This window comes from Roseivirga ehrenbergii (genome assembly GCF_001593005.1).
GTDB lineage: Bacteria > Bacteroidota > Bacteroidia > Cytophagales > Cyclobacteriaceae > Roseivirga > Roseivirga ehrenbergii.
Map to the genome: position 1 here is coordinate 195,678 of NZ_LQZQ01000002.1, position 26,575 is coordinate 222,252.

Below are 26,575 nucleotides of genomic sequence, written 5' to 3' on the forward strand. Positions count from 1 at the left end.
GCCAAAGTTAAATATAAATAATGGGGAAAGCCCGATTTCAAAACTCGTGTTGGCGCTTGGCCAAATTCCAACGAAGTGAAGCGCTAATGGTTGTACTGTTTAAGTCGCGAGCTGCCAATTCACTATCGAAGTTCCTTTGTAACAGGCCTAAATCGAAAAACACATTGTGTATAAGCATGTACGAACCTCTTAATTCGATGTACATGTTTTTAGCATTTGCGCCCTGCCCAATTTTATTACCCGAAGTAGACACGCGGTCATCTGTATCGGCCAATACGTTTCCACCATAATTTACGCCATCGCCAAGGTCTTCGCCCAAATCGGAATAGATGATTTTGCCAACTACCGAAAGTCTTTCCAAAGGCTGATACCTGCCTACTAAAACCAATTCTTGAAAATTGGCTCCCAGCGGATGCGCCAGCGGGTTTCTGTAGTTTGAATAACTATTTTTGAATTCGCTTTGGTACAAATACGGACGTGCTAAGTTCACCTCCGCCAGTAAATCGAGATTACTCACACCAAACGCATCAATGCTTTTGCCTCCCAACTGAATACCAAATCGGTTTCGCCAACTGCCATTACCAGCGCGCAAATCGCCAATCACAAACTCATCTAACAGTGCTTGGCCGTAAATTGAGATGCCTTTTTTCACTTTCCAGTTAAAATCCAGTCCGAGCAAAACGTTATCGGGGCTGCCTTCCTGTAATTCTACAGCCCTATAAAATATAATAGGGTTGAAATAAGCCAAAGTGGCTTTTTCGCTCATTACTGACTCAAATAAGCCCAAACTGAATTTCGGAGTAATGTTCAGTCCTAAACGGTGGAAAGCCCAGAATTTTTTAGGGTAGTCGCCATCGCCAGGTACGCCTCTGCCCGTAAAGGCAATGTCTTCGGTAAGTTCGGAAAACATGGTAGTATACTGGAAAGGCCCCACTTGAGTATCTATTTTCAGAAATAAATTAGGGCTAGAGAAGTCAGAAAGAATCATGGAACGATGCCCGTTGCCAATAAAATTTTTGTCGTAACCCGCCTGTACTTTAATGCTTTTGGTAAGCCCAAAGTTGAAATATCCTCTAGCGTGAAGCACATCCCAACCGTTATCACCAAATGCTTTCCAAATGCCCTCGTTGGGAAATGCCTTTTGCGGGCCAGTAATATATCTATTGACATATTCGGGCAAGCGCATTTCAGTGGTGCTTACAAAAGTGTAGAAGCCAATTTTTTTGTCAATCGAACCATGAATTTCTGCACCACGAGTGTTGGTGTACAATGTGCCGTCAGCTTCTGAGCCTTTTCCGCCAGTAAAATCAAAAACCGGGTTAATGTGTATGGTAGAATTTCCACCTTGGTAATAAAGTAAGTCCGACTTCTTAGTGTAGAAGACATCCCACCAACTTTTATCGTTTTCTATGTATTCTGAATTGGTGAACTCCCAGTTGTCGTTCATTAAAAACTCGAAATTGAATTTATCTTGTTCCGAAAAATTTGAATACTCCTCTTTAATCGAATTTAAAAATCCCGCTAAATTTTCTCGGCTTACGGGTTTATAGGTCGTTTGAAACTCTTTGGCCTGCTCAGGAAATTTGGCTACAAAACGATCGATGATATGGTAATAATCTCGATTGTAGGGAATTAGACTGCTTTGAGCCAAGGCAGAAACTGTAAAGAATGAAATGCAGAGTAGTAAAAATAGCTTTTTCATAGGCGTATATAGCTGTCGCAAGATAAGCACTGCTAAGGTACAGATGGTTTAATTTTATCGAAAGCTTAAAAACATCAATAATAAAGCAATTATATTTGTGAAATAGACTGTGGCTCACTACATTTGCAGTCCTTTTTGAGGGAAGTACTAAGAATAGCGTTATGAAAAAAGAAATCCACCCTGAATATAAGCCAGTTGTATTTTACGATACTTCAAGCGAGTTCAAATTTATGACGAAGTCTACAATGACTTCAGGAGAGACCATTGAGTGGGAAGATGGAAACACTTATCCATTGATTAAAGTGGAAGTTTCTTCTGCTTCGCATCCCTTCTACACTGGTAAGAAATTATTTGTTGATACTGCAGGACGTGTTGAGAAGTTCAACAGACGTTACAAGAAGTAATCATCAATTTAGCTTATACAAAAGAGCCCCGACATGTCGGGGCTTTTTTTTGTTGTGCGTTTTTGCATTTCGTTTTGACATAATTAGCCGCATTATTTAGCTTAGGTTTAAAACCAATGTTCTTGAATTAATTGCTGCATAGCAGGTTGCACTTCGTTTCCAGCTATAATTTGTCTTCCGAAAATGTAATCACTTCCACCATTGAAATCGGTCACCATTCCGCCTGCTTCTTTTACAATTAAAGCACCCGCTGCTACATCCCAAGGTTGTAGGTTGTACTCAAAAAAGCCTTCGAAACGACCACAAGCGGTGTAGGCTAAATCTACTGCCGCACTGCCCATTCTGCGCAAACCATGGGTAGATTTCATAAACTCATCTAGAATCACCAAATACTGCGACATCTGCTCAAAGTTGTAATAAGGGAAACCCGTAGCCAGCAATGATTTGTCTAAAGTTTTTATGGGAGAAACCGTAATAGGAAAGTGATTTAAGAATGCTCCTTGCCCTTTTACAGCATGAAAACATTCATCGCGGTTGATTTCATACACAACGCCCAAAGTCAATTCGTTCCGCTTCATTAAGGCAATTGAAACCGCGAAAACAGGAATACCGTGTGCAAAATTGGTGGTGCCATCCAGCGGATCAACAATCCAATTATAGGTATCAGACTTTTTTGTGGAAGTGCCTTCTTCGGCTATAAAGCCAGAACCAGGTAATATTTTACTTAAGCCAGCAACAATTCGCTTTTCAGCCTCTTTGTCTACATAGGAAACAAGGTCGTTTTTACCTTTGTATTCAATTTTCGAATGATCAAATTTTCTTGATTCCTGCCGAATGAATTCTCCCGTTTCTTTGGCAAGCACGATAACATCTTGAAGTAATTGCTGCATGGTTTGTTTTCTTAACCTTACAAATATAGGGGTTTCAAAACGCAGACATTATTAAAAAAGCGAAGACTGTAAAAACGACAGTTTCTGTAGTAATGACCACCAAAAGCAGATCTACCCTCATTCATATATTTGTAAATATTAAACCTTAATTTATAATATTTTTCATTCTTTAATAGTTACTTTAAAGTATGAATAGATTTGAAAATAGAGTTAGACTTGTAATGGTCTTCTCACTAATGAGTTTAATTTTTTCTCAAGAAATCTCCGCTCAAAATTTAGTAAACGGAGCGCAATACTACGCTTGGAATGTAAAAGGGACGGTGGTTTACTCAGACACAAATACCGCGTCAGAAATTTTGGATAGCCTTGCTTTTGGAACCAAGGTTCAAGTAACAGACGCTTCTTACCCTAAAGTCATTAGAAACTTTCAGGTCGAATCAGATAAAGATCAAATTGATTATTCCCTGAAAGGTCATTGGGTAAAAATATCTGCGGAAGACGTTGAAGGCTATGTATTTGACGGTGAACTTTCTAAAAGATTACCATTGGAACTGCCTGAAAACAAGCGACCAGAAAGAGAAGATGATTATTTAGAGCGGACTTTAGGAGAGGGAGTGGTTACGGAAAAAAAGGAGCCTCTAGGGACTGAACCTAACATTTACTATCGTTGGATTAAAGACATTAAATTCGCTGATGGTAGCTATATACATTGGGTAAATATAGAAGGCTGCGATATGGGAGAGTTTTTCATTAGTGGCGCCAATATCAACCAAGTCTATTTTATGTTCACGGCATTTCATTATATGAGAGCAGGCGTCTATTACGTAGATACGGGAAGTATAGTTAGACTAAAAAACATAGCGGGTTCTAGGTTAGAGTTCACCTATTCTGAAGAGTCAAATGGAAATTACATCACCACCAAAGAAGACGGAAAAGTAGTTTTTGGTGGTGGTTTATGTGGTTAAACTATTTTTAGATTTCTAAACTTTTGATCGCTGGTGAAAGGACGCTTTTCACAAAGTCCAATTCCTTATTAAAGAAGAATCTTTGGTTGACTTCGATTTCGATACCTGAGTAACTTTTTACGCCAAACTTCTTGCGTAAACTGGTGGTAAAACCATCATCAGTGCCTTTGTAAGGCTCATTCAGGTCGATGGTAAATAAAGGTGCCAACTCTCTAAGCTTATCGGTTAATTCTAATGCAATTTTGCTTTCCAATCTTCTTTTTGGGTCGAAGAGAATACCGATGTCGGTGGGGCGTTTCTTACCTTCCCAAACTGGTGTAAAGGAATGTATAGAAAAATGAGCTACTTCATTTTTGGCTTCTGTTTCTCTTATAATCCAATCGGTTACGGCATTTCGGTAAGGGCGATAGTATTTATTTAGCAAAAACTGCTTTACCGAAGGCTCCAAGTCAATGGTGAATTCACTAAAGAGATGGGGATGGCTTAAAGACCGGTTTACCTCCACTAAAAGTCGCGAAGTAGGATGTATAAAAACCGGAACGGCCAATTCTGCCCCAAGGTAACTGGCAAGAATAGCAGCACCAGGGTCCCAACCCCGGTGCGACTCCAACGCCTCTTTCCCTCTTTTAAATAAATATTTATAACTCTCAGGCAATTCGTTGCCTGCATGCTCGCAGGTAATTAGAATGCGCCTTCCAAGCATGGATCAAACATTTGGTTGTTTTCCAAACAGTCAGTCAATTCGCGATACACCATTTTTAAATTGCTGTGCTCGTAATTCTCATTAGTGCTGGCTAAAATTCTACTGGCCAAAGTACCCTGATCTAAAATTTTATGAATTTGGTCGTACCAAGGCTCAAGCCTTTCAGGATACATAATGTGCAGATTAATCAGCATCTTTCTCCAGAAATCACCAGCAGTAACTTCCTCATAAGGGTTAAAACCAAAGGCTTTTAGATATTCCTTGTCGTTGATTACCGTGTTTTCACCATGCCTAATTACTCCCTTAAAAATGGCCTGTAAATCGGTGGTTTTAAACTCATGCTGCGCTTCAGTAGTCATGATTTTCTCTTCTGTAAGCATTTGCAAAAAGGCAATAACCAAGTTGGCAATGGCCAAATCTGCAGAAGGGCATTCCTGAATATCAATGATCCTGATTTCAATGGCACCACGATCGAAACGAGCAATTGCACCACGTGAGTTTAACCAAATCGGATCTAAAATTCCATCAGGATCATGCGGAGCAATGTCTTCTTCTATCTGGCTATAAATGTACTTTCTATAAGTCCTTTTCGAGAAAATAGCTTCTGGAATCACCTTCCCCGTAAGGGAAGGAATGATCTTTTGGTTGTTCTGGTAGTAATCTAAACGCTTGTCTAGAAAGTTGGTAAACTTACCTCCAATAATGGGCGAACTGGCCGATAAAGCAGGCAACAATGGCAAGATTAAGCGAATGGCACCATGAAGTTTTGAGAACTCTTCATCGTCATAAAACGGCAAGTTAATGTGCGTGCTTTGCAAGTTGCTCCAGCCATGGCCTTTGCAGTTAAAAATCCTGTCGTAAGCCGCATAGATTTCCCCACTGTCGTGCGTCCAACGGAAAGACTCCGTTTCAGGGTCCATCCAAGGATGTGCAGCCGTTGGCATTAATCGAGCATTGAAAGTGCTCAAAAGCTCGTTCATCTGCTCAATGGCTTCTTGAAAATCCACACCCAATTGCACCAAATCTTTGGTTGGATGCGAGCATTTAAGTTCAAGCACGTGCAAAGCTAGCTCGTTGGACCAAGTTACTGACCCCATATTTATTTCTCCGATATATTCTCCGGTCAAAGATTTAAACACCTCGTCTGCGATTGGCTTCACATTGAGGGTTTCTATATCCACAATCATGTATTCCAGCTCTATTCCAAATGCTTCGAAAAGATGCAGGCGGTTGGTATTACTCATTCTTTTTATTTCATTTTAATCCGCTCCAACATAATTTCCATTATGCGTTCGTAGAGCTTGTTCTTGATAATCTTATCTTCCACACCCGAATCAATGTTCGGGTTGTCGTTTACTTCTATTACATAGAATTTGCCATTCACTTCTTTGATGTCCACTCCGTAAAGTCCGTTACCAATCAGTTTTGTGGCCTTTAAAGCGGTTTGTAATAAGCCCACCGGAGCTTGCTCTACCGCCAAGGTGTCGGCATTACCCTCCACATGCTTGTCGCCTTCTTTCCAGTTTACAATTTGCCAATGGTCGCGGGCCATGTAATAGCGACACACATAAAGCGGTTCGTTATTAATAATTCCTACTCGCCAATCGAAAGGAGTTGGCATAAACTCTTGCGCAATCAGCAATTCCGATCCTTTGAAAAAGCCTTTCAAAAGGGCTTTCAATTCTTCTTCGTTTTTTACCTTTTTCACGCCTCTTGAAAAAGCGCCATCGGGCTCTTTCAGAATAAAAGGGAACTCTAGCTTTTCAGTATCGGGCGTAGCCTTGTCTTTTGAAATGATGGTTGATTTAGGAACAGGGATTTTGTTGCTGGTCATCAATTCATTCAAATACACTTTGTTGGTGCATCTCAAAATCGACATTGGGTCATCAAAAACTACCAAGCCTTCTGCTTCTGCTTTTTTAGCGAAGCGGAAAGTGTGGTTGTTTACGTTCGTGGTTTCCCTTATAAAAAGCGCATCGAACTGGGTAAGCCTGGCATAATCGTTTTTGGTAATTATTTCCGTATTGAAACCCGTTTTTTCGGCTGCCTTCACAAACTTTTGTAATGCCTTAGCGTCCGATGGCGGGTTGTCATCTTCTGGGTTTACCAAAATGGCCAAGTCGAATTTTCTTCTTGGGTTGCTGGTTCTCACCACCATTTTTTTGGTGAGGAAAAGCCCCAGTTGATTACTCAAAGTAGTGCGTTCTTCTTCACTTAAATCATGAATGTTAAGTGGTTTCAATTGTTCCAGCGCCCACTTTTCCTTCTTTACAAAAACCACTTTTAAAATAGGGGTTTGAAAAAGGTTGAAGAGCAACAGCCCCAGTTTAGTGGTGTGTGCACTGCCCGTAAAACCAAAATATATTCTCAGTTCAACTTTAGTTTCTTTACTTCCTTTAAAGGTTTTTTGAATCACTTCATCAAAATCTTGCGCATCGTCCTTGATCATGGCCGGGTAACGGAAGTCTTGAATGGTAGAAGCTTCTGGCAATACTTTATGGCCTCTGGCTTCCGCCAAAAGCGACACATAATATCCCGTGCTTTGGTATTGGTATGATTTGCAGAGGTTAATCACTTTAACCTTGTTCAGGTGTCTTAATCCTTCGTTTGCAAAGTATTCTCTGGCGGAAATAACCTCTACGCCAGGAATATCAAAATTCCATTTCTTTGGGTTCTCTGTAACTATTAGTTTCGACATTACTGGTTTTTATCTCTTGGTTCAATAATTAATAAATTGGCATCGTAGGTTACAATGCCCAACATAATCGCATTGATCAGGCGGTTAATATCCACTTTGTAGTGTTGCTCACCGTTGTTCATCGGGTTGTTCTTCAATGGGTCGGCAATGGATACCATTCCTGTTGCCTCAGAATAACCGTTGAGTACCACAAAGTGACCTACAGGCAGACCTCTCAAGTCATCATATTCGGTTACTGTATCTCCAATTTCACGTTTGCTACCATACAAATAAGTGGCGCTTAAGCCTGTTAAAATTGGTTGCTTCGAGAAGAGGAATTTCTTGATTAATTCTGGACTCAAGTCTTCAAATTTGATTTCTCCTCCCTGTTTTAAAAACTTCATATAAGCCACAGATGCGAACTGAATTCTACGCTGTGGTTTATATCTTTTTTGCAATCCTAGTTTATGAAGTAAATCTGGCTCTTCTGCATCAAACCATGACGGATCGAACAAGTTGAGATTATAGGTGTAGAGCGTTGCTTTGTAACCACGTTTTAAGGCGTGGTTGCCTAAGTTTACCGCTAAGGTTCCTCCGCTTTTCAACTGCTTTACTTCACCAATTATATCAGGCAAAGAGATGTAGTCTCCGTAATATTGATAAACCGCTTGCAAACAAGTGGGCCCACAAGTGGAGTCCGTTGGCTGCGGAAGCATATCAATACCAAACCATGCTTTATCTAAAACGATCATGTATTTTTCTACCTTTAATACTCCTTTGACGAAGCCATAATAAAAAGTCACTTTGCACAGGGAATTTATGAAGAAGAGCCACTGTTATTGACAGAAGCAAACGCAACCTGAACAACTATTTTAGTCCCTTTTTTTTAAGTTAGAACGATATGAAATTTTCGATAGAAGAAACTAATAACCTGCTCCGAAACCGCAGATCAATATATCCCGCCATGTATTCTGATGTGCCCGTGGATGACGCCATCATTAATGACATGCTTGAGAATGCCAATTGGGCACCTACCCATAAACTTACCGAGCCTTGGCGCTTTGTGGTTTTCAAAGGTGAAGGCTTGAAGAAGCTCGCTGCTTTTCAATCTGAACTTTATAAAGAACTTTCCACCAAGGCTGGCAATTTTGATGCATCGAAATTTGAGAAGCTGGCCACCAAACCATTGATGGCATCGCATATTATTGCTCTCGGCATGAAGCGTGACCCAAAAGCACTGGTCCCAGAAATTGAAGAAATCTCGGCAGTGGCCTGTGCGGTGCAAAACATGTATTTAACGGCTACTGCTTATGGAGTTGGCTGTTATTGGGGCTCTGGCGGAATTACTTATAAAGAAGAAGCCAAAAGCTTTTTTCGCTTAGGTGCCGAAGATAAACTACTCGGCTTTCTCTATGTAGGAAACTTAAAAACGGACAAATGGCCGACAGGAAAACGTGGCCCAATTGAAGAAAAAGTGAGTTGGGTGGAAGGTTAAATTTGTCAACCCTCCAAGGGTTTGAAACCCTTGGAGGGTTCGTTCACTTCAAAAACTAAAAAATCAACTGCCACCTAAAAGCCCACATCCAGCGTAGCTTGAAAAACGGAATGTCGGCTTGCTTCATGATTTTTTCTAACTCTGCTTTTTTGAAGGCCCTCCTTACCGAAAGCGGGGCATCGTTTTTTACCATCTCAGATTTGGAGAAAAAGTGAGTCAGCCATTTGATTAAAAACTCGGCCAAACCATGGCGATGTAAATCATTAATTACCGTCCCTTTTTTTGCTTGGGTTTTAAACTGATTGAAAATATTGATGAGTTGTTCATCGGTAAAGTGGTGGGTAAAGAGGGTACAAAGAATGACATCGAATTGCCTTTCTTTAAATGCTTCTGAAAAAATATCAGACACTTCGAAACGGATGTTCGGGTAGGCCTTACAGTTCTCTATGGCGTACTCCACAATGGCGGGATTGGCGTCAAAACCGACCAGATCAACTTCTAGCTTTCTTTGCTTTGCCCACTGCGCAACAAGCTTTAGCATATCACCTCCGCCACAGCCCAAGTCGGCAATTACAAGTTTCTCATTCGTTTGTGACCGAATGAGTTTATCCAAACCATTAATGGTCACAAAGTTTCCACCGAGCCATTTATTGATGGTTTCTAGCTCCTTTAGCGTCTGCGAAATTACCTCACCAGAGACCTCAAGGTCATCCATTAATTCTTCTTCGTATGATCGGCTGCTCAATGTATTATTTTAAAGGTCAATATTTTTCATTCAAAGTAGACAATCCGTTTTACTATCCCCAAAGAGTCGAAATGAATATAAATACCATCTGATGCAAGGTATGGAGGCTGATAATAGAACGAAGGAACATTACTCTCTGAATCATATTCATTTCTCGCATCAGGCTCACCCATTATGCTTTTTACCTGCAATGAGTCCATTCCTATTTCCAGCTTTTCGGAGTTGGTCACATTTTGTTTGCTTTTTCTGGCAACAGCATTCCATTCTGTAAAGTAGAAAAACACTAAAACCAGCAGTGAAACTAAAACACCAATAAATATGAAAACCTTTTTCATTACCTTAAACATCAAGCAATTTCCAATACCATCGACTCCAAGGTAAGGCCGGGGCCAAAGGCTACCGAAAGACAATTTTCGCCTTTTGTAGGCTTTTCTTGCATCAGTTTTTCCAATACAAAGATTAGAGTAGCGGACGACATATTTCCATAATTCTGGAGCACCTCATAGGCATAACGGTTATCGTTTTTGTCAAGATTTAGTTCTTGTTCAATCACTTCTAAAATCCGCTTTCCGCCTGGATGAATGGCATATTGTTGAATAGAACTTCCTCCCATTTTCGTTTTCAATTGGTCAATCATTCCCTCAATACCTGACTCAATTAGTATAGGCACGTAAGAAGAAAGCTTCATTTCGAAGCCAAAATCACCAATGTCCCAAGCCATGTTCTCGCCACCATCATTCAGTATTTGATTATGGAAGGCTACGGGCGATAAGCCTTTATTTCCTTGTTCTGAAGAAGTCATTAAAAGGGCTGCTGCGCCATCGCTGAAAAGTGCGTTGGCCAGTAAATTATCCTCGTCTGTTTTGTTCTGAAAATGAATGGTACATAGCTCCGTTGAAACCACCAAAACTTTAGCTTTGGGATCGGCTTTGCAAAAAGCATCAGCGGTACGAATACCCGTTATGGCTGCATAACAGCCCATAAAATTGATGCAAGTACGCTGAACATTGGGTCTTAATTTTAGTCCATTGACCAAATCAATATCTAAACCAGGGGCATACATACCTGTGCAACTAATGGTGATCAAATGGGTAACTTCGTCCAGTTTTATATTCGATTTTTGAATGCAGTTTCTCACTGCCTGCATGGCCAAATCTGGTGCTGTTTCTTTATATAAAAGTGACCGTTGTTGGGTTGTTGGGAAAGGGCTGAGGTCTTTACTTTTGGGGTAGAATGTCCAGTCTTCCATATTCAGACTACCGTAATCCGGAATTACAGAATGGCGGGTTTGAATTCCACTAGCGCGGTAAAGTGCTTTCAGTCGGGTTTTATCCTTACCTTCAAACCCATGGGCATTTGCCATAAACTCAAGAATTTCCTTCTGAGGAATTTTGTTTTCCGGAACTGCGGTGCCTATGGCCGATATGACTGATCTCACGTTCTATATTATCCTTTTTTCCGCTAAATTGTTCAGTATAACTTCCACATATGTTTAAAAAGTCAACTTGGTTACATTTAAGAATTCCGTTTAGCTACTTTCTTCTCCCTATCTATTTCTTTGGAATTTCTATTAGCCCCAACCTAAGTGAGCCCAATCTGCTCTGGCTTTTTATTATTCTTCATCTTTTTATTTACCCTGCCAGTAATGCGTTTAACAGCTATTTCGACAAGGATGAAAAGAGCATTGGTGGCCTAAAAAACCCACCTCCCGTTGATAGAAATCTGCTTTACATGGCTTGGCTTTTCGATATCATCGGAATTGCACTTTCCATTTGGCAGTTCAAAAACAACTGGACGTTGACGCTTATGCTACTTGTCTATATTCTGGTTTCAAGGGCATACAGCCACCCTTCAATTCGATTAAAAAAATATGCCCTCCTGAGCTGGTTTATCGCTGGGCTTTTTCAAGGCGCTTGGGTAGTTTGGATCATTTACATTGGGCTTAATAATTTCGAGTTCAGTCATATTTTAAAACCTCATGTCCTTATTCCTGGACTTTTGGCCTCTGTTATTTTGTGGGGGGCTTATCCTATGACCCAAATTTATCAACATGAAGAAGATACCAAAAGAGGTGACAAAACCCTCAGTATAAAGTTGGGGATTAAAGGCACTTTTCTATTCACCGCTGTCTTTTTTGTGATGGCAGCAGTGCTTTATTTCTTCTATTTTGACGCCTATCATCAAACTAAATATGGCTGGACGTTTATTATCGCAATGATCCCTATTGTTCTCTTTTTTATAGGCTGGTTTTTAGCGGTGCTTAAAAATGAAGACAAAGCGAATTACAAAAATACCATGTGGCTGAACTTTATTTCGGCTACCTGTTTGGGTGGGTTTTTCCTCTACTTTTTTCTGGATTCTACTAACATTTTATCGGCAGTGGGTCAATACTAAAACGGCTTTTGTAAATAATTTCAATATAATGTTAAACCTGTTTGAATAGGTTTAATCAATAGCTTTCAAGAGTTAACTAAGAAATACCCACCTCTAGAAATTGTCTTTGCTAATTTCTAAAAGATGAAAAATCAGACATGAAACAGATCATAATTATGTATTAATTAGTAACACTCAAGCATCAACGGGAGTCTCGTAATTATATGTTCTAGACTCTATTATCAGTTCAGCTAAAAACACTTATTACTCTCCACTTCTTCACTAAATTAATGTGGTTGATTGCTTTTAATGCAATGATTTGAATACCTTAACACAACACATTAAACTCTAAATAGCAAGAATCTATTTCACACAAATAATTTATGATAAAGTATTATATTACTTATACACATATATTCATACTCTTTTTATTTACCTATCAGTACTCTCAAGGCCAAGCTATTAGCGCTTCATTGTCCGGGCGATCTTTACTTATAAAGGCCGATTCGTTGATTAATATTCAATCTCTGGAGAGTGCCCAAGAAGTATTGAGTCTAGCTTCAGCTCAAGCATTGAGAGAAAAAGACACTCTTAGTTATTTACAAAGTCTAAATAAAAAGGCGTATACTTTTAGTAAACAAGCTCAATATGATAGTTCTCTGATAGTAGCTAGAGCTAGCATTCAATTGATGCATGAACTGCCTTACACTGACCCGATTTTATTAGCTGAACTTTCCAGAAGCATTGGCCTAGTTTATGAATTAAGAGACAATGATCTATCAAAAGCTGCTGAAGAATACCAAAAAGGTTTAAAAGTACTTAATAGTTTGGAGGGTGATAAGCCATATTTGTCAATAGAGCTTAGCAAAGATCTAGTCATTATCCTATTAACTAAAGGACTCATAGATTCTGCTTCAACAGCTTTGGATACCATTATAAATAGTCAAGAAATCTATTTTTCAGAAAAGCATATGGAATTGGCTGATACTTACCGACTAAAAGCTGTTGGTTTAAGTATTTCTAACTACACGATTGAAGCTATAAAATACTACAACAAAGCACTGTCATCTCTAAACAAAGCAAAAAAATCAAAAAGAACACAAAAGGGCAAAGCCGACATATTAGGAAACATTGGAAACTTACACCATTTGTCTGGCTATTACGATTCTGCGTTTATCTACTATAGCAAGCAAAAAAACATTAATGAGATTGTATTAAGCGAGAACGATAAATCATTAGCAAACCTTTACAGAAACCTTAGTTCAATACATCAATTCAAAGGCTATTATGATTCAGCCATTTACTATGCTAGAAAAAGCCTAAACATTACAGAATTAACATTATCAAAAAATCATCCGGATTTAGCTGAGTCATATAGTGCTTTGGCTATTACTCTTCAGCAAGAAGGTAAAATCCAAGAATCACTTGTCTACTATTCCAAATCTTTCGAAATAATTGAGTCCAACTTTGGCCTGAATCACTGGCGTACTTACAATGTTTTATCGCAATTAGGGATAGCACAGAGTGGTTTAGGTGACTACACTAAGTCTAATGAATACTTTAAACAGGCCATCAGTATTGGGCTCAATGGAGATTTCGCAAACATAGAATCAATCGTCAGAAATCATTTATATTTAGCAGACAATTTTATAAAAATTGGAGACTTAGAAAAAGCTAACAAAGCAATTTCCAAAGCCAATGAGTTAACACATAAATTACCTAGTGTTAACCATCAAATTTTTGGTGAAGTGCAAATTCGAAAAGGTGTACTTTATAACCAGCAAAAGAATCCGCTAAAAGCAGAAGAGTCCTTTTTGAATGCTTATAAAAGCTTTATAAATATTTTTGGGGAGCGCCATCCAAGAGTAGGGGAAATACTTATTCAGTTGGCCAAACTGAAAATAGAAAATCAAGAATTGGTTGAGGCCAAAGAGCTTTTATGGAAAGCTATTCTTTCAAATACATACGAGTATGAAGAAGTTAAATTAGGGGTAGTTCCTAGGTCATATAACATAATAAACCCATTACAAACCATTCAATCCCTTGAGCTACTAGCTAAAGTCGAATGGGAAATTTCAGAAACTGAAAACGACTTATCGTTCCTTCAAAAAAGTCGTGAGTTATACGACACTCTACTAAACCTGTTAGCAGAAATCCTATTTGAAACCACCCAAGAAGAAGATCTTGCTCAAATAATCAAGTTATTTCACGCCAACTATTCAAGTGCAATAAACCTTTTATATGAAATGAAGGAAAAAGGCATTCTGGATGAACAAGAGTATCTAGAGAATCATTTCAACTATTCTGAGGCTTCTAAGGGTATTGTAACTTCTTATTCTCTATTCAAACATAAAGCTCTAAAATCATTCAAAGGTAAATCTAATCAAGTGGATAGTCTTAGGTCTATTACTAAAGAAGCTTCCTTTGTAAAAAGTCAAATAACCACGTTTGAGATCGAATATCCCAATAATGAAAATTTAAAATACTACCAAGATTGGCTTTTCAACCTTCTAAATAAAAAAAGACAGATCCTTTCAAAGCTCGAATCAGAGGAAACAACTTTCAAAAATTTCTTGGAAGAAAGCATGATGAAATCTGTTGATATAATTCAGAAAGAAGTTGGTTATACACATACTATAATTGAGTATTTCTTAACGGACGACAAGTTATTTACCTTGCTAATCAAAAAGAATGAAACTAAAGTATCTGCCCAAACTCTAAACGACAATTTCTTACAGCAAATCAGTAACCACCAGAGCCTTAAGAACAATGATATAGAAAATTACGCACGGGGCAGCAGAGCACTTTATGACATACTTATTGCCCCAATAAAAAGCGATTTAAAAGACATAGAGAAACTCCTTATTATTCCTGACAAGACACTATGGAATGTGAATTTCGGGCTACTATTAACTGATGATAAAGAGCATATAGATACAAAAAAACTTCCATACCTTTTAAAGGATTACCAAATAAGCTATGCTTATGCAGTTAAGCTCATGGGTAAAAACCCTCCCAAGCAGGAACAATTGGATAACAAGAAAGTACTGGCTTTAGCTTATGGTGATGATAATGGTACAAAGCCTCAACTTTCATCATTTAGAAACACCCCTCTTGCTAAAATACGGGGGACTGCTTTTGAATTAAAAGCTATTGAAAAATTAGTTGATGGGGATTTCATTTACGGGCAAAAGGCAACTGAAGCATTATTCAAAGAAAAAAGCTCTGAGTACGGAATACTTCACTTAGCTATGCATGGAGTAATGATCGACAGCTCAATTAATGAATCCTATTTGGCGTTTTTTGCTGATAGTTTACAAGAAGAAGATGGAAGGTTATATCCATTCGAGTTGACTGAATTAGACCTCAGTGCGGATCTCGCAGTTTTGAGTGCATGCGAAACTGGGGCTGGAAAGATTGTCAACGGAGAGGGGGTTATGAGTATTGGGAGAGGGTTCTTTAACGCTGGTGTGAAAAGCCTTTTATTGACACAATGGCCCCTTTCTGATGCTGTGGCTCCCGAAATTATGGAGAGCTTTTATCAATATTTAAACAAAGGAATTGATAAAGATGAGGCCTTAAGAAGCGCTCAATTGGATTTTTTAGAAAACGCAAACAACATATCGGCAAATCCGTATTATTGGGGAAGCTTTTTTATACTTGGAGATACTGAGCCTATAGATTTTAGACCTCGCACCCCTCGCTGGTATTATATTGTTGTAGCCTCAATCCTTTTATTTCTTGCAGTTCTTGCATTACGCAAGAAAAAGCGGAGAGGACAAAGAAGCTAATCATTAATAGCGCTTAACAGTTTTTGAGCATTCTTGTATTCAAAGTCCCCTTCTTCTATTAAAAGAAGGGATTCCCGCGCCAATGTTATATCTCCCTTTTGCCAATATGCTAAACCTAAATACCACCTGGTCTGTTGGTAATATTCGTTAGATGGATCTGTTCCAATGCTTAGAAATAAGTTAACTGCCTCTTCAAATTTTTCACTCCCCAGTGCACTCATCGCAAAATAAAACTTCAAAGCCTCATTAAGATTAACATCATTTGACTTATCAAAAAGATCATATGCTTCCTTATATTCTCTATCCGAATATGCCTCTAGCGCCTTAGAAAAATCTGTTTCTCCCAAGTTTCTAAATGTGATTAATTGGTCAAAGTGATCAAAGTAATTATCGAATTTTGGGCCAGAGGAATCTCTCTGAATTAAGAAAAAGCTGACAACTCCTATGAGAATAACGGAGGCAGCCACAGCTATAATTCTGGAGAACGACAGACTACCTCTACCCACTAAATCTCGATGTTTTTCTTTTAATTCAGCTTTCAATCCTTCTGCTTCCAAATGGCTTTGAACGTCAAGATAGTCCTCTATGAATTTACTTAACTCCATAGGATCTAGGGGCTCATTATTAACAGAAAGCACCTCCTCTTTGGTAATTTCGCCAACAATGTATTTTTCTAATAATTCAAGGTTTATTTCCTTACTCATTGCTAAAATCAGTTCTCCGAATCTTATTTTTATTAACATAGGCAATCAACTTCTGTAAGCACCTATACTTTTTATTTTTAGCCACCTTCTCACTGGCCAACTTATATTTCTCAGAGATTTCCCTCATTGAAATACTCCTGTAGTAAAAATCAATCAGTAGCTCCGAGCAGCCCTTATCAATCTTATTCAATACCTCTCGAACGATTATTTGATTTTCGTATATAACCACTTCTTCCTGAAAACCAGAAGTATTATCAATTTCTTCAAAAACAGTTAGCGATGATTTCTTAATTTTTTTTAACCATATATTTCGATTAATACCAAAAAGGTAAGCGCCAATATCTAAATTTAAATTCGGTTCCTTTTTTAGTTTCAAATAGAACACTACCAATGTATCTTGAAAAACATCTGCAGCATCGGCTTCTGTACCACTATTCTTTAAAACATAACTTTGGCAAGTCGCATAATACTTTGCATATAAATACTTAAATGCAGCATTCTTGTTCTTGTCGACCGTTGATAGTAATTGATCAGCTAAACTCTTATTTGTCATCATTCAAAAACCTTCTAGGTTCTAAACCTAAAATAAAACTATTTCTATCTGAACTACTAATAACAATCAATCCCCACAACTTGCTGATTTCAAACTGCTAACAGTAAAATTTAATTAGCTCAAATAAAATTTGAAAAAACATGATGACCTTTTGACTTTAAAAGAGACTAGTAGGTGAATATCAAGAAAGTCTTGATTGTAAACTAAAATTAATTAAAAATGAGAAAATTATTTATCGCTTTACTTGGCGTATTCGCAATGGCCCAAATTACTCAAGCCCAAGACTTGCCTGGGGACCTCTTAATACCAGGCGGATCAGCTACAATGAATTATCAAACTGAATTTCGCCCTTATTTTGCGCTAGGTGTAAGCTCAATGCCAGGTGCTGGTATGATCTTTCCTCTTATAGAGATGAATGCAAACGCCACATTAGAAGATGGAGAGTTCGAACAATTAAATTCCTATAGCTTTTCATTACCTGAGGGTAGCGGAGGAGTTCTTTACACTGGCCATGGAGAAATTAAGATATCCGATAAACAAATGTGGATAGAATCTTCTGATCCAGAAATAATCTCCTGGTTCGTAAAAATTAAATACACTGCCATATCAGGTAATCATGAGTATTTCTTGATCACAGGAAATATTTCATTCAGTGAATTTATTAACAATTCTGGTGGTGGTCCAGGTGGTCCAATTATTATGTATTAAGAATCACATAAAAAGAAGCTGCTATAGACAGCTTCTTTTTATATATTTTAGTTTATATTTTGAATACACACATCTTTATTATAAAAAAATTCTTTCATATTCGCTAAAAACTAAAACGGCTTTCCGTGTGTGTTCTTCATGATTTTTTTCGCCAACCAAGGTGAATTTTTCATTACCGAAAGGGCAGCGTTACTGCTCCATTTTGAACCAAAAAAGGACTGGGTTTTTCTTCCCACCCAAAGCCTTCTTTTAAAAGTCGTATTCCATTTCTCACTGTAAGCACTTTCCACTTTTTGCCTGTCCCAACTCTCTGAAAGGGCATGTTCAGCAATGGTGTCGGAGAGAATTTTAGCAGAGTGAATTGCCATCGCCATTCCATTGCCGCACAAAGGAGTAATGAGGCCAGCAGTATCTCCCGACATCAGAATATGGTTTTCAATTAACTTCTTGGGACGAAAAGAAAATGCATTAATTACCACCGGTTTTTCGTGCACAAATTCAGCATTATCGAAAATGGATTTTAGAAACGGATTGACTTTAAGTACTTGCGCTTCCATGGCCTCTACAGAGCCCGCTGTTTTCAAATCTTCTCTTCTTCCCAAATAGCATAAGTTAAATTGATCGTTTTCAATGGCTACGATACCGCAATAGCCTCCTTCAAAGTTATGTAAAGCCACCAAGTCTCTAGGAAAATCTGTTTTAATGTGGTGTTTTACACCAATAAATGGCGTGTCAAACTTCAAATAATTCCGCTCAAGTTTTTTATCCAGCACCCCGTTTTTGCCATAAGCCCCAATCACTAAATCAGCATAGTAAACTTCATTGGTGCTACTTTCTAGTTTGAATTGATCGTTGCCAAATTCAACATTAATGATGGATGTATTCTCGAGAATTTTTGCCCCAGATGTTCTGGCTTGATTTGCCAAAAAATCATCGAGTAAAAAACGGCTTATACCAAAACCGCCTAAATCCAGTGGCATGGTTAAACACTGACCGTTAAAAGCACTGATTTGAAACTTACTAATTTGCGGGAAGTCGTGGTTTTCAGGCAGAAGATTCTCTACTTTCATGAAGTCTAACACTTCATTTGAAAGGTATTCTCCACATACTTTATGGAAGGGGTACTGCTTTTTTTCAAAAAGCAAAACCTCGAAATTCAAGCGAGAAAGTCGTACAGCAGTCACTAAGCCTGCTAAACCTCCACCAATTATTGCTATTTTTTTCAATTTTACATTCCCCTTTTATAATTCTAAAGTGCCTTTCAAGTAATATAGGCTTAATCGTACAACATAAGCAATTAGCTTAAGCGACAATTATTAAACCACTAAAGGAATGAAAAAGATTAAAACGATTACACAACGGCCATTATTGGTTGCTGTAGCCGTCTTATTTTTGCTCGCAGGGTTCGCAGACAACTCTTTTGGGCAAACTAGGAAGGAAAAAAGAGAAGCGGCTGAAAAAGCTGCCGCAGCTGCAGCTGCTCCAAAGCAAGAAGCAAAACCTAAACTTAAAAAAGGTGAGCCAAAACCTTATAGCGAGGTGATTACAAAAGATGCCGTTTCAGACGATGGCCTTTTCCAAGTTCATAAAATTGATGATAAGTACTTCTTCGAGATTCCGAATGATCTATTAGGAAGAGATATGCTTATGGTTTCCCGAATTGCAAAAACTGCTTCAGGCATTGGTTTTGGTGGTGGAAAAACAAGCACCTTAATGTTGAGATGGGAGCGTTATGAGAATAAGATTCTTCTCAAAATCATTTCAACTCAAGTAACAGCGGATGACAATCTACCAATTAGCGAAGCGGTTAAAAATTCAAACTTAGACCCAATCTTAGCGTCTTTCCAAGTTGAAGCTTTATCTAAAGACGGTAACGGAGTAGTAATTGATGCTTCTTCTTTATTGACTAGCGACATAAAGCCTCTTGGTTTGCCACAGCGTAACAGAACTCAGTATAAAGTTTCTAGAATGGATAACGACCGTTCTTATGTAACTAGAGTAAGCAGCTACCCTGAAAACATTGAGCTTAGACATGTTAAAACTTATTTAGCTGGTGATTCACCATCGTCTAGAGAAGATGGAGCCATTACTATTGAAATGAGCAATTCAATGATTCTTTTGCCAGAAGTGCCAATGCAAAGAAGACTTTATGATGAAAGAGTAGGTTGGTTTGCTAGAGGAACAACCGATTATGGTTTGGATGTTCAGCAGTCTAAAACTGTTAGATATTTAGACAGATGGAGACTTGAAGTAAGAGATGAGGATATGGCTAAATTCCGTAGAGGAGAGTTAGTTGTTCCGAAGAAACAAATCGTTTACTATATCGATAGAGCAACTCCTGAAAAGTGGGTAAAAGCGATTAAAGATGGTATCGAAGATTGGCAGGTAGCGTTTGAAGCCGCTGGTTTTAAAGATGCTATTATTGCTAAAACACCTCCAACTCCAGAAGAAGACCCAGATTGGAGTCCAGAAGATGTTAGATACTCTGTAGTTAGATATTTGGCTTCTCCAATTCCAAACGCAAACGGCCCACACGTGAGTGATCCACGTTCTGGTGAAATCTTAGAAAGTGATATCAACTGGTATCACAACGTAATGACATTATTGAGAAGATGGTTCTTTGTTCAAACTTCTGCCATCAACCCTGACGCTCAAAGCCCAGAGTTTGACGATGAAGTAATGTCTCGTTTGATCCGCTTTGTGTCATCTCATGAAGTAGGCCATACTTTAGGTTTACCACATAACTTCGGCTCAAGTAATGCCTACCCTGTAGATTCTTTGAGATCGGCAGAGTTCACCAAAAAAATGGGTACAGCGCCATCTCTTATGGATTACGCTCGATTCAATTACATAGCTCAACCAGAAGATAAAGGTGTTGCTTTAATGCCAGAAGTAGGAGTTTATGATAAATACTCAATTGCATGGGGTTATAGACCAATATTAGATGCAAAAACTCCTGAAGAAGAACTTCCTACTTTAAGAAGATGGATCGAAGAAAAAAATGGTGATCCACTATATAGATATGGAAGACAGGGTAATGCCAATGATTACACGGCTCAAAGTGAAGATTTAGGTGATGATGCCATGAAGGCAAGTGATTATGGAATTAGAAACCTAAAAATAATCATGAACAACCTAAAGAAATGGACTTATGTGCCAGGTTCTGATTATACTGAATTGGAAGAAATGTATGGAGAAGTTCAGTCTCAGTTTAACCGTTACATGGGTCATGTAGGCCGTTATGTAGGTGGTGTTAAAGAAGATTACAAAACAGTTGATCAGGAAGGTGCAGTTTATACACATGCTCCAAAAGCCAAGCAAAAAGAAGCTGTTAAGTTCTTAAACGATCAATTGTTCAATACTCCAAAATGGATTCTTGACAATGAGATTTTGAACAGACTTCAAGATGACGGTGCGGTAACTGCAATGAAATCTATGCAAGTAAGAACTTTAAACTCTGTTTTAGAGCCAAGAAAACTAGGAAGAGTTATTGAAAACGAAGCCTTAAACGGTAAGGATGCTTACGGAATGCTAGAGTTATTCAGCGATGTAAGAGACGGTATTTGGTCTGAATTGTCTGCTGGTAAAACAATTGACACTTACAGAAGAAACTTGCAAAGTGGATATATCGATAGAATGGAAACTTTAATGAAGGACAATAGTCAGTCTGACATCTCTTCAGTAGCAAGAGCAGAGCTAAAAACTTTGCAGTCTAGAATTAAAGCTGCTATTCCAAGAACTTCTGATAGAATGTCGAAAATACATTTAGAAGATGCATTGGAGAAAGTGAATAACATTCTTGATCCGAAGTAATAGGACCAAAACAAACTAATAAAAATAGGGCTTCCTTTATGGTAGCCCTATTTTTTTATAGTAGTCGCTTATGTTTTAGGTTAAACTGCATGAGTTCACCATTTCTGCGAATAATTAGCTTAAGCCTTTCCCCTGGTGTACGTTTCAAAACAGAAACAACTTCATCCAACTTATAAAAAAATGCAGGGTTGTTGTTCATGGCAATTACTTCATCTCCAATCTCTAAGCCTGCCTTTTCTGCTGGTGAACCAGGAATAATATCATTCACGTAGTACTCATTTAATCGCTCTCCAAAGGCCATTACATTCATACCAATGGTATTGAATTGGAATCGTTCACGAAAGTTATCATTTGGCTTTAAGTACATATAGCCTTCGGAGTAATTGAAAATTACATGGAACTTAGAAAGAATGTCAGAACCAATTGTTCCATATCGGATATTCTCTCGTTTTGTATCATCATCTGGTCTAGACAAACCCCACTCCTCAGGATAGGAAGTCAGTACTTTTTTGAATTTATATTTACCGAGTTTTATTTTCTTTACCCTTCCTATTTTTCCTTTAATCACTCCCGCAAGGCCCCTTCCAATGGTATGATCAAGCGTTCTTTCTGGTAAAATGATGTCTTCATTGGATTCCGCATCAAGAAATAATGCGCTGCTGGCTCCTGTATCAATAAGCAACTTTACGGTAATAGGCTTTTCCCCTTTTTGCTTTACATTCACCTTTACATAAGGTCGGAAATTCTCTATCGAAATTGGAATTTTTTTGTATTTCTTAAGCCGCTTAAAATCTTCTGGGTGCGATAAGTTGATTCTTCTTTCTGAGTAATCAATGTGGACAACAAAACGGTTAAAGATTTCTGAACCCAAAATTCCATGTGCCTCAACACCAAGCACATTTTCTATATCAACAAAATTACTCTGAAGCACCAACATAGACTGATCCTTACCATGCACCCCTGCAAAATTTATTCGAATGTCGTTAGCTACCCAAAGGTCGGTTACCTTATTTCCATCTGCCGCATAAATGGGAATGGTTCTCGCGTTTACCAAGTTATTTTCTCCTATAATCAGTTTGTCAAAGATCATCCCAGATTCAGAGCCTGTATCTAAAATAAAATTGAAGGGTCCTTGGTCGTTTATTTTAATAGGGACAATCATTAGGTTGCTTTCATTCTTGAAAGACAGCGATACCCTATTGGCTCCGTTTTCTAGACCGAAACCAATTGAGTTTTGAGCATGAAGATTTGTGCCATGAACGAGGAACGTGGATAAGAGTATAATTGGCAGATATTTCATATGAGTGGGTGTTTTGCGTTCTGAATGAATCAATTAAATAACACTCTGAAAAAGGTAAACCCTTACCAGTGTAAGTTTTGATATACTTTTCTCATTTTCTAAACCACTTTTTATATATTGGTATTCGATATATAAATTGAAAGTAAATCAAAGGGTATAGTATATAATTCAACAACAGAAATGGTGTTGTGTATTCAATGTCATCGACAATCATGGTCCCCGATTCTAATCGCTCCATTATATGTTTATGCCTCCAACGCTTAAAGAAAGAAGGAAGTTTTTTACCAACATCGATAAATTCAAAGCGTTGTTCGGTTTCGGTTTGGTCTATAATTTCACTTATCCATTCTTGTTTGAAAAGGAAAAAGTTTAGTGTAAGCCCCACAATATCACCCGACTTGCAGCCATCATATCGATTTAACTCAACTTTTGGAAATGGAGGATTTAGGCGAATAAATAACCTTTCGTTAAAGCCTTCCTTTACATTTGACAAGTCTTGTTCTACCTTTGTAGAAATTTTGATTTTCATACCCCAATAACTAACATTTAAAGCGAAAGTTTATCACTTTTAGTTATTTGGAACTGCAGTCTAAACTTCCTATTTTTCATAATATTCACTCGACTCTAAACACTGGAATGTCTCTACTACCGAGATGCTATTCTAACTCTACCCTACTAAGCTGGCTTTTACTAATATTTCTATGTACCCAGCTAAATGCCCAGCAAAGCGATTTTAGCAAAGTAAAAACACCCTTTGAATTTAAAAACACTTGGGTTGATAAACTCAACGAACAGCTTAAAGAAGATCGGCAGAATTCGTATTTATTGAACGCCAACAGTTTAGAGTATATTCAATCGGTGTTGCCGCAAATTGAAGCCGCAAAAGACTACGAGTCGCTGACTTATTTTTTAGAGCGAAATGCGATGATCTTATTCAGCATAAAACGCGATTCGTTAGCCTTGGCTTCAGCAAACAAGTCTGTCGAAACAGCTAAGAAACACCTTCCAAAAAATCACTTTTTACTGTCGAGAGCATACTTTAGAAGAGGGTCCATAGAACACAGCACGAATAACTTCTACAATGCTGGCTCTGATTTAGACTCTGCCCAAACGGTTTATCAGGCTTCAAAAAACTACGATTCGGCCTATTATGAGACCTTGATAGAATATAAATATTATGCCTACAGTTACGGAGAAATGAACCTAGATACCCTTGCAAAGTATTTAGAACAACGGATGGAAACGCGGTTAAGCAAGAAAAATCCTAACCCCGATGAAATCCTCTATGTGATGAACGACTTCGCCAAGGTATATATGCAAAAAGGAGATTACGCTCAAGCATTGGCCTATGCTATTGAAGAAGTGGCTTACTCAAAAGAAAAATACGACTCGGTAAACAAATCAAAATATATAGACTCCCGGTTTAACCTGGGGAACGTTCTCTATAAAATGAAGGACTTGGAGCGTGGCTTAAAAGTATGCAATGAATTAATTAATGAAACCAAAAATATAACTCAGTTTTTCGGCCCACTTTCTCCTAGAGAAAGGGCAAGTGTAGAAAACGGAATTATTGGAATGAAGGCTTTAAAAGCAGCCATTCTACTGGGGTTAAACCGGTATAAAGAGTCCATCAATAGCCTTCAAGAAATTATCATAGCAAATCCTGGTGAGTCACGGTTTGTTATTCAACAAAAAATAAATATTGCCAACGGATTACTCGGTTTAGGTAATTACGAAGGGGCGAGGTCATATATAGAAGATGTTTTAACTGAGTTAAGGCCTGCATTTCCGAATAAGCAGGCCGAATCACTGTTCAATGTAGCAGGGTCGCTTTATCAAGAGCTTGGCAAAGCTGAGCTTTCGTTCTATTACTACGACTCTGCCGTGAGAAACAGTATTCCTGAATACTACAGCGCTGATATTTTAGAGTTTCCAGAAATCAAAAATCAAAAACTTACAATTACTGCCCTTAGCTCATTACGCGACAAAGCCATATCATTAATTAGCTACTATAACCAAAGCCTAAAAGACAGTTTAAGTGTATTGTTATCCGCTAGCAATTATGCTAGTAACACACACAATATTTTAATGAGCAGTAGGCAAGAATTAATGAGAACCGAAGGAAAACTATTCTTGTCAGAAAACTTTAAATCGTTATATGAGGCAGGCATAGAGGCATCTTACTTAATGTTTAAACTTGGCAGTAAAAACCTTGGTTTCGAAAATGCTTCTGAGTTTTTCAGGTTGAGTAAAGCGGTATTGTTTTTAGAGCAATCGGGTGAGTTTGGAAAAATTCAAAACTCCAATGTTCCCCAATATTTAAGAAGTGAGTTTTACCAGTTAAAAACCGAAATAGAAGGTTTAAACTCTACCTTCTATTCAATTTTAGACAAATCATCTCCTACAAGTGATTCTGTAGGAAGAATCAACAACAGGTTATTAAATGCCAGTGAAAAACTGAAGGATTTAAAAGACAGTGTTTCCCTCTTTTTAGATGACCAAGCCAATGACGACTACCTAGTTTTTAAAAACAACACCCAAGATAAAATAGCCCAAAACAAAGCCATAATCGAGTTTTTTGTTGGCGAGAGTCAAATATTCATATTAGGAAAATCGGCCAATAAGCAAGTTTTTGAAAGGATAAGTATTGACGAACGATTCAAAAATTCTTTTAATGACTTAATCTCAGAAGTAGGCAACAGACCACAACTTTCGGATTATGAAAACAAACTTAGCGCATTCAGCGCAAACGCTAATTATATCTATAATCTACTTCTAAAGCCTGTTATCGATCAACTAGATAATAAGATAAACGACCTCACCATTATTCCAGATGAGTATCTATCCCGACTTCCTTTTGAAACGCTAATTACTTCTGAAGTAAAAAACCCAAGATCATTTAAGGACTTGCCCTACCTTATTAACAACTACATCATTAATTATCAGCTTTCTTCAAATCGCGACCTTAACAAAGCCACAACAAAAAGAACCCCAAAGAATTTAATGGGAATTGGCTACAGTCAGGGAGATAATAATTTAGGATTTGCGGGGCTTCCTGGTACGGATAGAGAAATCAAGTTTCTGCAATCGAAAATTGAAGGCGACTATTATTTAGGCAATGAAGGTACCAAGAGCGTGTTTTTAGAAACCGCTAAGGATTATGATATACTTCATCTGGCCATTCATGGGCGAGCTGATAGTACAGGGAAGTACGAGTCTAAATTGATTTTTAATGGGAAAGACAACGTTCTTAAAACCAGCGACCTCTATTTGGCCGGATTACAGGCCAGACTAGCCATACTCAGCGCTTGTGAAAGCGGGGTAGGAGAATTAAACAAAGGTGAAGGAGCATTTAGTATTGCTAGGGGTTTTGCCCTTGTTGGAGTACCTTCAATAGTAATGAGCCTTTGGAGTGTAAATGATAAAGTTACTTCAGAGTTAATGGTGAATACACATAAGCTACTGAATGAGAAAGTGCCGATTAATATGGCCATTGCCCAAACCAAAAGGGACTATCTAAAAAAATCCGACAACTATACTGCTCACCCATATTATTGGGCAGCATTCATATCATTAGGTTCTCCAATTGCCATAGAATCAACAACTCATACATGGGTCAATATTGTATTAATTGGCTCCATAGTAGTTTTAGTACTGCTTTTATTTCTAATCTGGCGGAAGAGAAAATCAAATCAATCTCCTGTATTTTAATTCAAAATAAAGGTTGAAAAAAGAAAAGCCCAAAGCACATA

At 38.1% G+C, this 26,575-nt stretch carries 22 protein-coding genes; 8 read left to right on the plus strand and 14 right to left on the minus strand.

Going from position 1 to position 26,575, the window contains the following annotated elements:
* Positions 1-37 precede the first annotated feature (37 nt).
* Positions 38-1,702 (minus strand): hypothetical protein, encoded by a 1,665-nt coding sequence (locus MB14_RS02850; RefSeq protein ID WP_062588504.1) that lies wholly within the window; start codon positions 1,700-1,702, stop codon positions 38-40.
* Positions 1,703-1,863: 161 nt separating this feature from the next.
* Between MB14_RS02850 and MB14_RS02855 the strand changes: the two genes are divergently transcribed.
* Positions 1,864-2,106, plus strand: coding sequence for a type B 50S ribosomal protein L31 (locus MB14_RS02855; protein ID WP_062588506.1), 243 nt, complete (start codon positions 1,864-1,866; stop codon positions 2,104-2,106).
* Positions 2,107-2,213: 107 nt separating this feature from the next.
* Here the strand turns inward: MB14_RS02855 and MB14_RS02860 are convergent, their stop codons facing one another.
* Positions 2,214-2,996, minus strand: a complete 783-nt coding sequence (locus MB14_RS02860; RefSeq protein ID WP_062301266.1) for an inositol monophosphatase family protein — start codon at positions 2,994-2,996, stop codon at positions 2,214-2,216.
* 188 nt (positions 2,997-3,184) lie between these two features.
* Between MB14_RS02860 and MB14_RS02865 the strand changes: the two genes are divergently transcribed.
* Positions 3,185-3,961, plus strand: a complete 777-nt coding sequence (locus MB14_RS02865; protein WP_132644042.1) for a hypothetical protein — start codon at positions 3,185-3,187, stop codon at positions 3,959-3,961.
* Between the two features lie 7 nt (positions 3,962-3,968).
* Here MB14_RS02865 and MB14_RS02870 read toward each other — a convergent pair whose 3' ends face one another.
* The 4 genes from MB14_RS02870 to MB14_RS02885 are packed head-to-tail and all read right to left on the minus strand — an operon-like array spanning position 3,969 to position 8,144.
* Complete coding sequence (locus MB14_RS02870; RefSeq protein WP_062588511.1) at positions 3,969-4,664, minus strand: N-formylglutamate amidohydrolase; 696 nt, start codon at positions 4,662-4,664, stop codon at positions 3,969-3,971.
* Complete coding sequence (locus MB14_RS02875; protein ID WP_062588513.1) at positions 4,643-5,908, minus strand: carboxylate-amine ligase; 1,266 nt, start codon at positions 5,906-5,908, stop codon at positions 4,643-4,645. The genes MB14_RS02870 and MB14_RS02875 overlap by 22 nt, the downstream gene beginning before the upstream one ends.
* Before the next feature lie 5 nt (positions 5,909-5,913).
* The gene (locus MB14_RS02880; protein ID WP_062588515.1) at positions 5,914-7,362 is read right to left on the minus strand and encodes a RimK family ATP-grasp domain-containing protein; all 1,449 of its coding nucleotides are present in this window, start codon (positions 7,360-7,362) and stop codon (positions 5,914-5,916) included.
* Entirely contained in the window at positions 7,362-8,144 is a 783-nt protein-coding gene (locus MB14_RS02885; RefSeq protein WP_246032605.1) for a peptidase-C39 like family protein, read from the minus strand. Before MB14_RS02885 ends, MB14_RS02880 begins: the two co-directional genes overlap by 1 nt.
* Before the next feature lie 98 nt (positions 8,145-8,242).
* On the opposite strand from MB14_RS02885, the gene MB14_RS02890 reads away from it, so the two are divergent.
* On the plus strand, positions 8,243-8,836 hold the full coding sequence (locus MB14_RS02890; protein ID WP_062588518.1) for a nitroreductase family protein: 594 nt from the start codon (positions 8,243-8,245) through the stop codon (positions 8,834-8,836).
* A gap of 55 nt (positions 8,837-8,891) precedes the next feature.
* On the opposite strand, the gene MB14_RS02895 is transcribed toward MB14_RS02890, so the two are convergent.
* Genes MB14_RS02895 through MB14_RS02905 form a run of 3 tightly spaced genes read right to left on the minus strand, consistent with a single transcriptional unit; the run spans position 8,892 to position 11,019 of the window.
* On the minus strand, positions 8,892-9,581 hold the full coding sequence (locus tag MB14_RS02895) for a methyltransferase domain-containing protein (RefSeq protein ID WP_246032606.1): 690 nt from the start codon (positions 9,579-9,581) through the stop codon (positions 8,892-8,894).
* A 26-nt stretch (positions 9,582-9,607) separates the two neighbouring features.
* Positions 9,608-9,916 carry a DUF3192 domain-containing protein gene (locus MB14_RS02900; RefSeq protein ID WP_132644043.1) on the minus strand — a complete coding sequence of 103 codons (309 nt, stop codon included), beginning with the start codon at positions 9,914-9,916 and terminating at the stop codon, positions 9,608-9,610.
* Positions 9,917-9,927: 11 nt separating this feature from the next.
* A complete protein-coding gene (locus tag MB14_RS02905) occupies positions 9,928-11,019 on the minus strand; it encodes a type III polyketide synthase (protein ID WP_062588522.1) in 1,092 nt (363 codons plus the stop codon).
* 50 nt (positions 11,020-11,069) lie between these two features.
* Here MB14_RS02905 and MB14_RS02910 point away from each other — a divergent pair, with 50 nt between their 5' ends.
* Both MB14_RS02910 and MB14_RS02915 read left to right on the plus strand, forming a co-directional pair.
* Complete coding sequence (locus MB14_RS02910; RefSeq protein WP_062588524.1) at positions 11,070-11,975, plus strand: UbiA family prenyltransferase; 906 nt, start codon at positions 11,070-11,072, stop codon at positions 11,973-11,975.
* A gap of 362 nt (positions 11,976-12,337) precedes the next feature.
* The gene (locus MB14_RS02915; protein WP_062588526.1) at positions 12,338-15,745 is read left to right on the plus strand and encodes a CHAT domain-containing protein; all 3,408 of its coding nucleotides are present in this window, start codon (positions 12,338-12,340) and stop codon (positions 15,743-15,745) included.
* Here the strand turns inward: MB14_RS02915 and MB14_RS02920 are convergent.
* Both MB14_RS02920 and MB14_RS02925 read right to left on the minus strand, forming a co-directional pair.
* Positions 15,742-16,488, minus strand: coding sequence for a tetratricopeptide repeat protein (locus tag MB14_RS02920; protein ID WP_132644044.1), 747 nt, complete (start codon positions 16,486-16,488; stop codon positions 15,742-15,744). The two genes, MB14_RS02915 and MB14_RS02920, sit on opposite strands and share 4 nt — an antisense overlap.
* Positions 16,442-17,005: an RNA polymerase sigma factor gene (locus tag MB14_RS02925; RefSeq protein WP_132644045.1), complete on the minus strand. Its 564-nt coding sequence runs from the start codon at positions 17,003-17,005 to the stop codon at positions 16,442-16,444. The genes MB14_RS02920 and MB14_RS02925 overlap by 47 nt, the downstream gene beginning before the upstream one ends.
* Positions 17,006-17,221: 216 nt before the next feature.
* Here MB14_RS02925 and MB14_RS02930 point away from each other — a divergent pair, with 216 nt between their 5' ends.
* Positions 17,222-17,710, plus strand: a complete 489-nt coding sequence (locus MB14_RS02930; RefSeq protein ID WP_062588532.1) for a hypothetical protein — start codon at positions 17,222-17,224, stop codon at positions 17,708-17,710.
* Between the two features lie 110 nt (positions 17,711-17,820).
* Here MB14_RS02930 and MB14_RS02935 read toward each other — a convergent pair whose 3' ends face one another.
* Complete coding sequence (locus MB14_RS02935) at positions 17,821-18,936, minus strand: NAD(P)/FAD-dependent oxidoreductase (RefSeq protein ID WP_062588534.1); 1,116 nt, start codon at positions 18,934-18,936, stop codon at positions 17,821-17,823.
* Between the two features lie 106 nt (positions 18,937-19,042).
* On the opposite strand from MB14_RS02935, the gene MB14_RS02940 reads away from it, so the two are divergent.
* A complete protein-coding gene (locus tag MB14_RS02940) occupies positions 19,043-21,523 on the plus strand; it encodes a zinc-dependent metalloprotease (RefSeq protein ID WP_062588536.1) in 2,481 nt (826 codons plus the stop codon).
* A 55-nt stretch (positions 21,524-21,578) separates the two neighbouring features.
* Here MB14_RS02940 and MB14_RS02945 read toward each other — a convergent pair whose 3' ends face one another.
* Both MB14_RS02945 and MB14_RS02950 read right to left on the minus strand, forming a co-directional pair.
* Positions 21,579-22,823, minus strand: a complete 1,245-nt coding sequence (locus MB14_RS02945; protein ID WP_062588538.1) for an aspartyl protease family protein — start codon at positions 22,821-22,823, stop codon at positions 21,579-21,581.
* 91 nt (positions 22,824-22,914) lie between these two features.
* A complete protein-coding gene (locus MB14_RS02950; protein ID WP_062588540.1) occupies positions 22,915-23,352 on the minus strand; it encodes an SRPBCC family protein in 438 nt (145 codons plus the stop codon).
* Between the two features lie 107 nt (positions 23,353-23,459).
* Here MB14_RS02950 and MB14_RS02955 point away from each other — a divergent pair, with 107 nt between their 5' ends.
* Positions 23,460-26,534, plus strand: a complete 3,075-nt coding sequence (locus MB14_RS02955; protein ID WP_062588542.1) for a CHAT domain-containing protein — start codon at positions 23,460-23,462, stop codon at positions 26,532-26,534.
* Positions 26,535-26,575: the final 41 nt, after the last annotated feature.

What these genes read in the sequence shown, in the direction of transcription:
- MB14_RS02930 (WP_062588532.1), top strand. Translation starts at nt 17,222, where the DNA reads ATGAGAAAATTATTTATCGCTTTACTTGGCGTATTCGCAATGGCCCAA.
- MB14_RS02910 (WP_062588524.1), top strand. Translation starts at nt 11,070, where the DNA reads ATGTTTAAAAAGTCAACTTGGTTACATTTAAGAATTCCGTTTAGCTAC.
- MB14_RS02855 (WP_062588506.1), top strand. Translation starts at nt 1,864, where the DNA reads ATGAAAAAAGAAATCCACCCTGAATATAAGCCAGTTGTATTTTACGAT.
- MB14_RS02920 (WP_132644044.1), bottom strand. Translation starts at nt 16,488, where the DNA reads ATGTTAATAAAAATAAGATTCGGAGAACTGATTTTAGCAATGAGTAAG.
- MB14_RS02850 (WP_062588504.1), bottom strand. Translation starts at nt 1,702, where the DNA reads ATGAAAAAGCTATTTTTACTACTCTGCATTTCATTCTTTACAGTTTCT.
- MB14_RS02950 (WP_062588540.1), bottom strand. Translation starts at nt 23,352, where the DNA reads ATGAAAATCAAAATTTCTACAAAGGTAGAACAAGACTTGTCAAATGTA.
- MB14_RS02925 (WP_132644045.1), bottom strand. Translation starts at nt 17,005, where the DNA reads ATGATGACAAATAAGAGTTTAGCTGATCAATTACTATCAACGGTCGAC.
- MB14_RS02940 (WP_062588536.1), top strand. Translation starts at nt 19,043, where the DNA reads ATGAAAAAGATTAAAACGATTACACAACGGCCATTATTGGTTGCTGTA.
- MB14_RS02955 (WP_062588542.1), top strand. Translation starts at nt 23,460, where the DNA reads ATGTCTCTACTACCGAGATGCTATTCTAACTCTACCCTACTAAGCTGG.
- MB14_RS02900 (WP_132644043.1), bottom strand. Translation starts at nt 9,916, where the DNA reads ATGAAAAAGGTTTTCATATTTATTGGTGTTTTAGTTTCACTGCTGGTT.
- MB14_RS02860 (WP_062301266.1), bottom strand. Translation starts at nt 2,996, where the DNA reads ATGCAGCAATTACTTCAAGATGTTATCGTGCTTGCCAAAGAAACGGGA.
- MB14_RS02915 (WP_062588526.1), top strand. Translation starts at nt 12,338, where the DNA reads ATGATAAAGTATTATATTACTTATACACATATATTCATACTCTTTTTA.
- MB14_RS02890 (WP_062588518.1), top strand. Translation starts at nt 8,243, where the DNA reads ATGAAATTTTCGATAGAAGAAACTAATAACCTGCTCCGAAACCGCAGA.
- MB14_RS02875 (WP_062588513.1), bottom strand. Translation starts at nt 5,908, where the DNA reads ATGAGTAATACCAACCGCCTGCATCTTTTCGAAGCATTTGGAATAGAG.
- MB14_RS02880 (WP_062588515.1), bottom strand. Translation starts at nt 7,362, where the DNA reads ATGTCGAAACTAATAGTTACAGAGAACCCAAAGAAATGGAATTTTGAT.
- MB14_RS02945 (WP_062588538.1), bottom strand. Translation starts at nt 22,823, where the DNA reads ATGAAATATCTGCCAATTATACTCTTATCCACGTTCCTCGTTCATGGC.
- MB14_RS02865 (WP_132644042.1), top strand. Translation starts at nt 3,185, where the DNA reads ATGAATAGATTTGAAAATAGAGTTAGACTTGTAATGGTCTTCTCACTA.
- MB14_RS02870 (WP_062588511.1), bottom strand. Translation starts at nt 4,664, where the DNA reads ATGCTTGGAAGGCGCATTCTAATTACCTGCGAGCATGCAGGCAACGAA.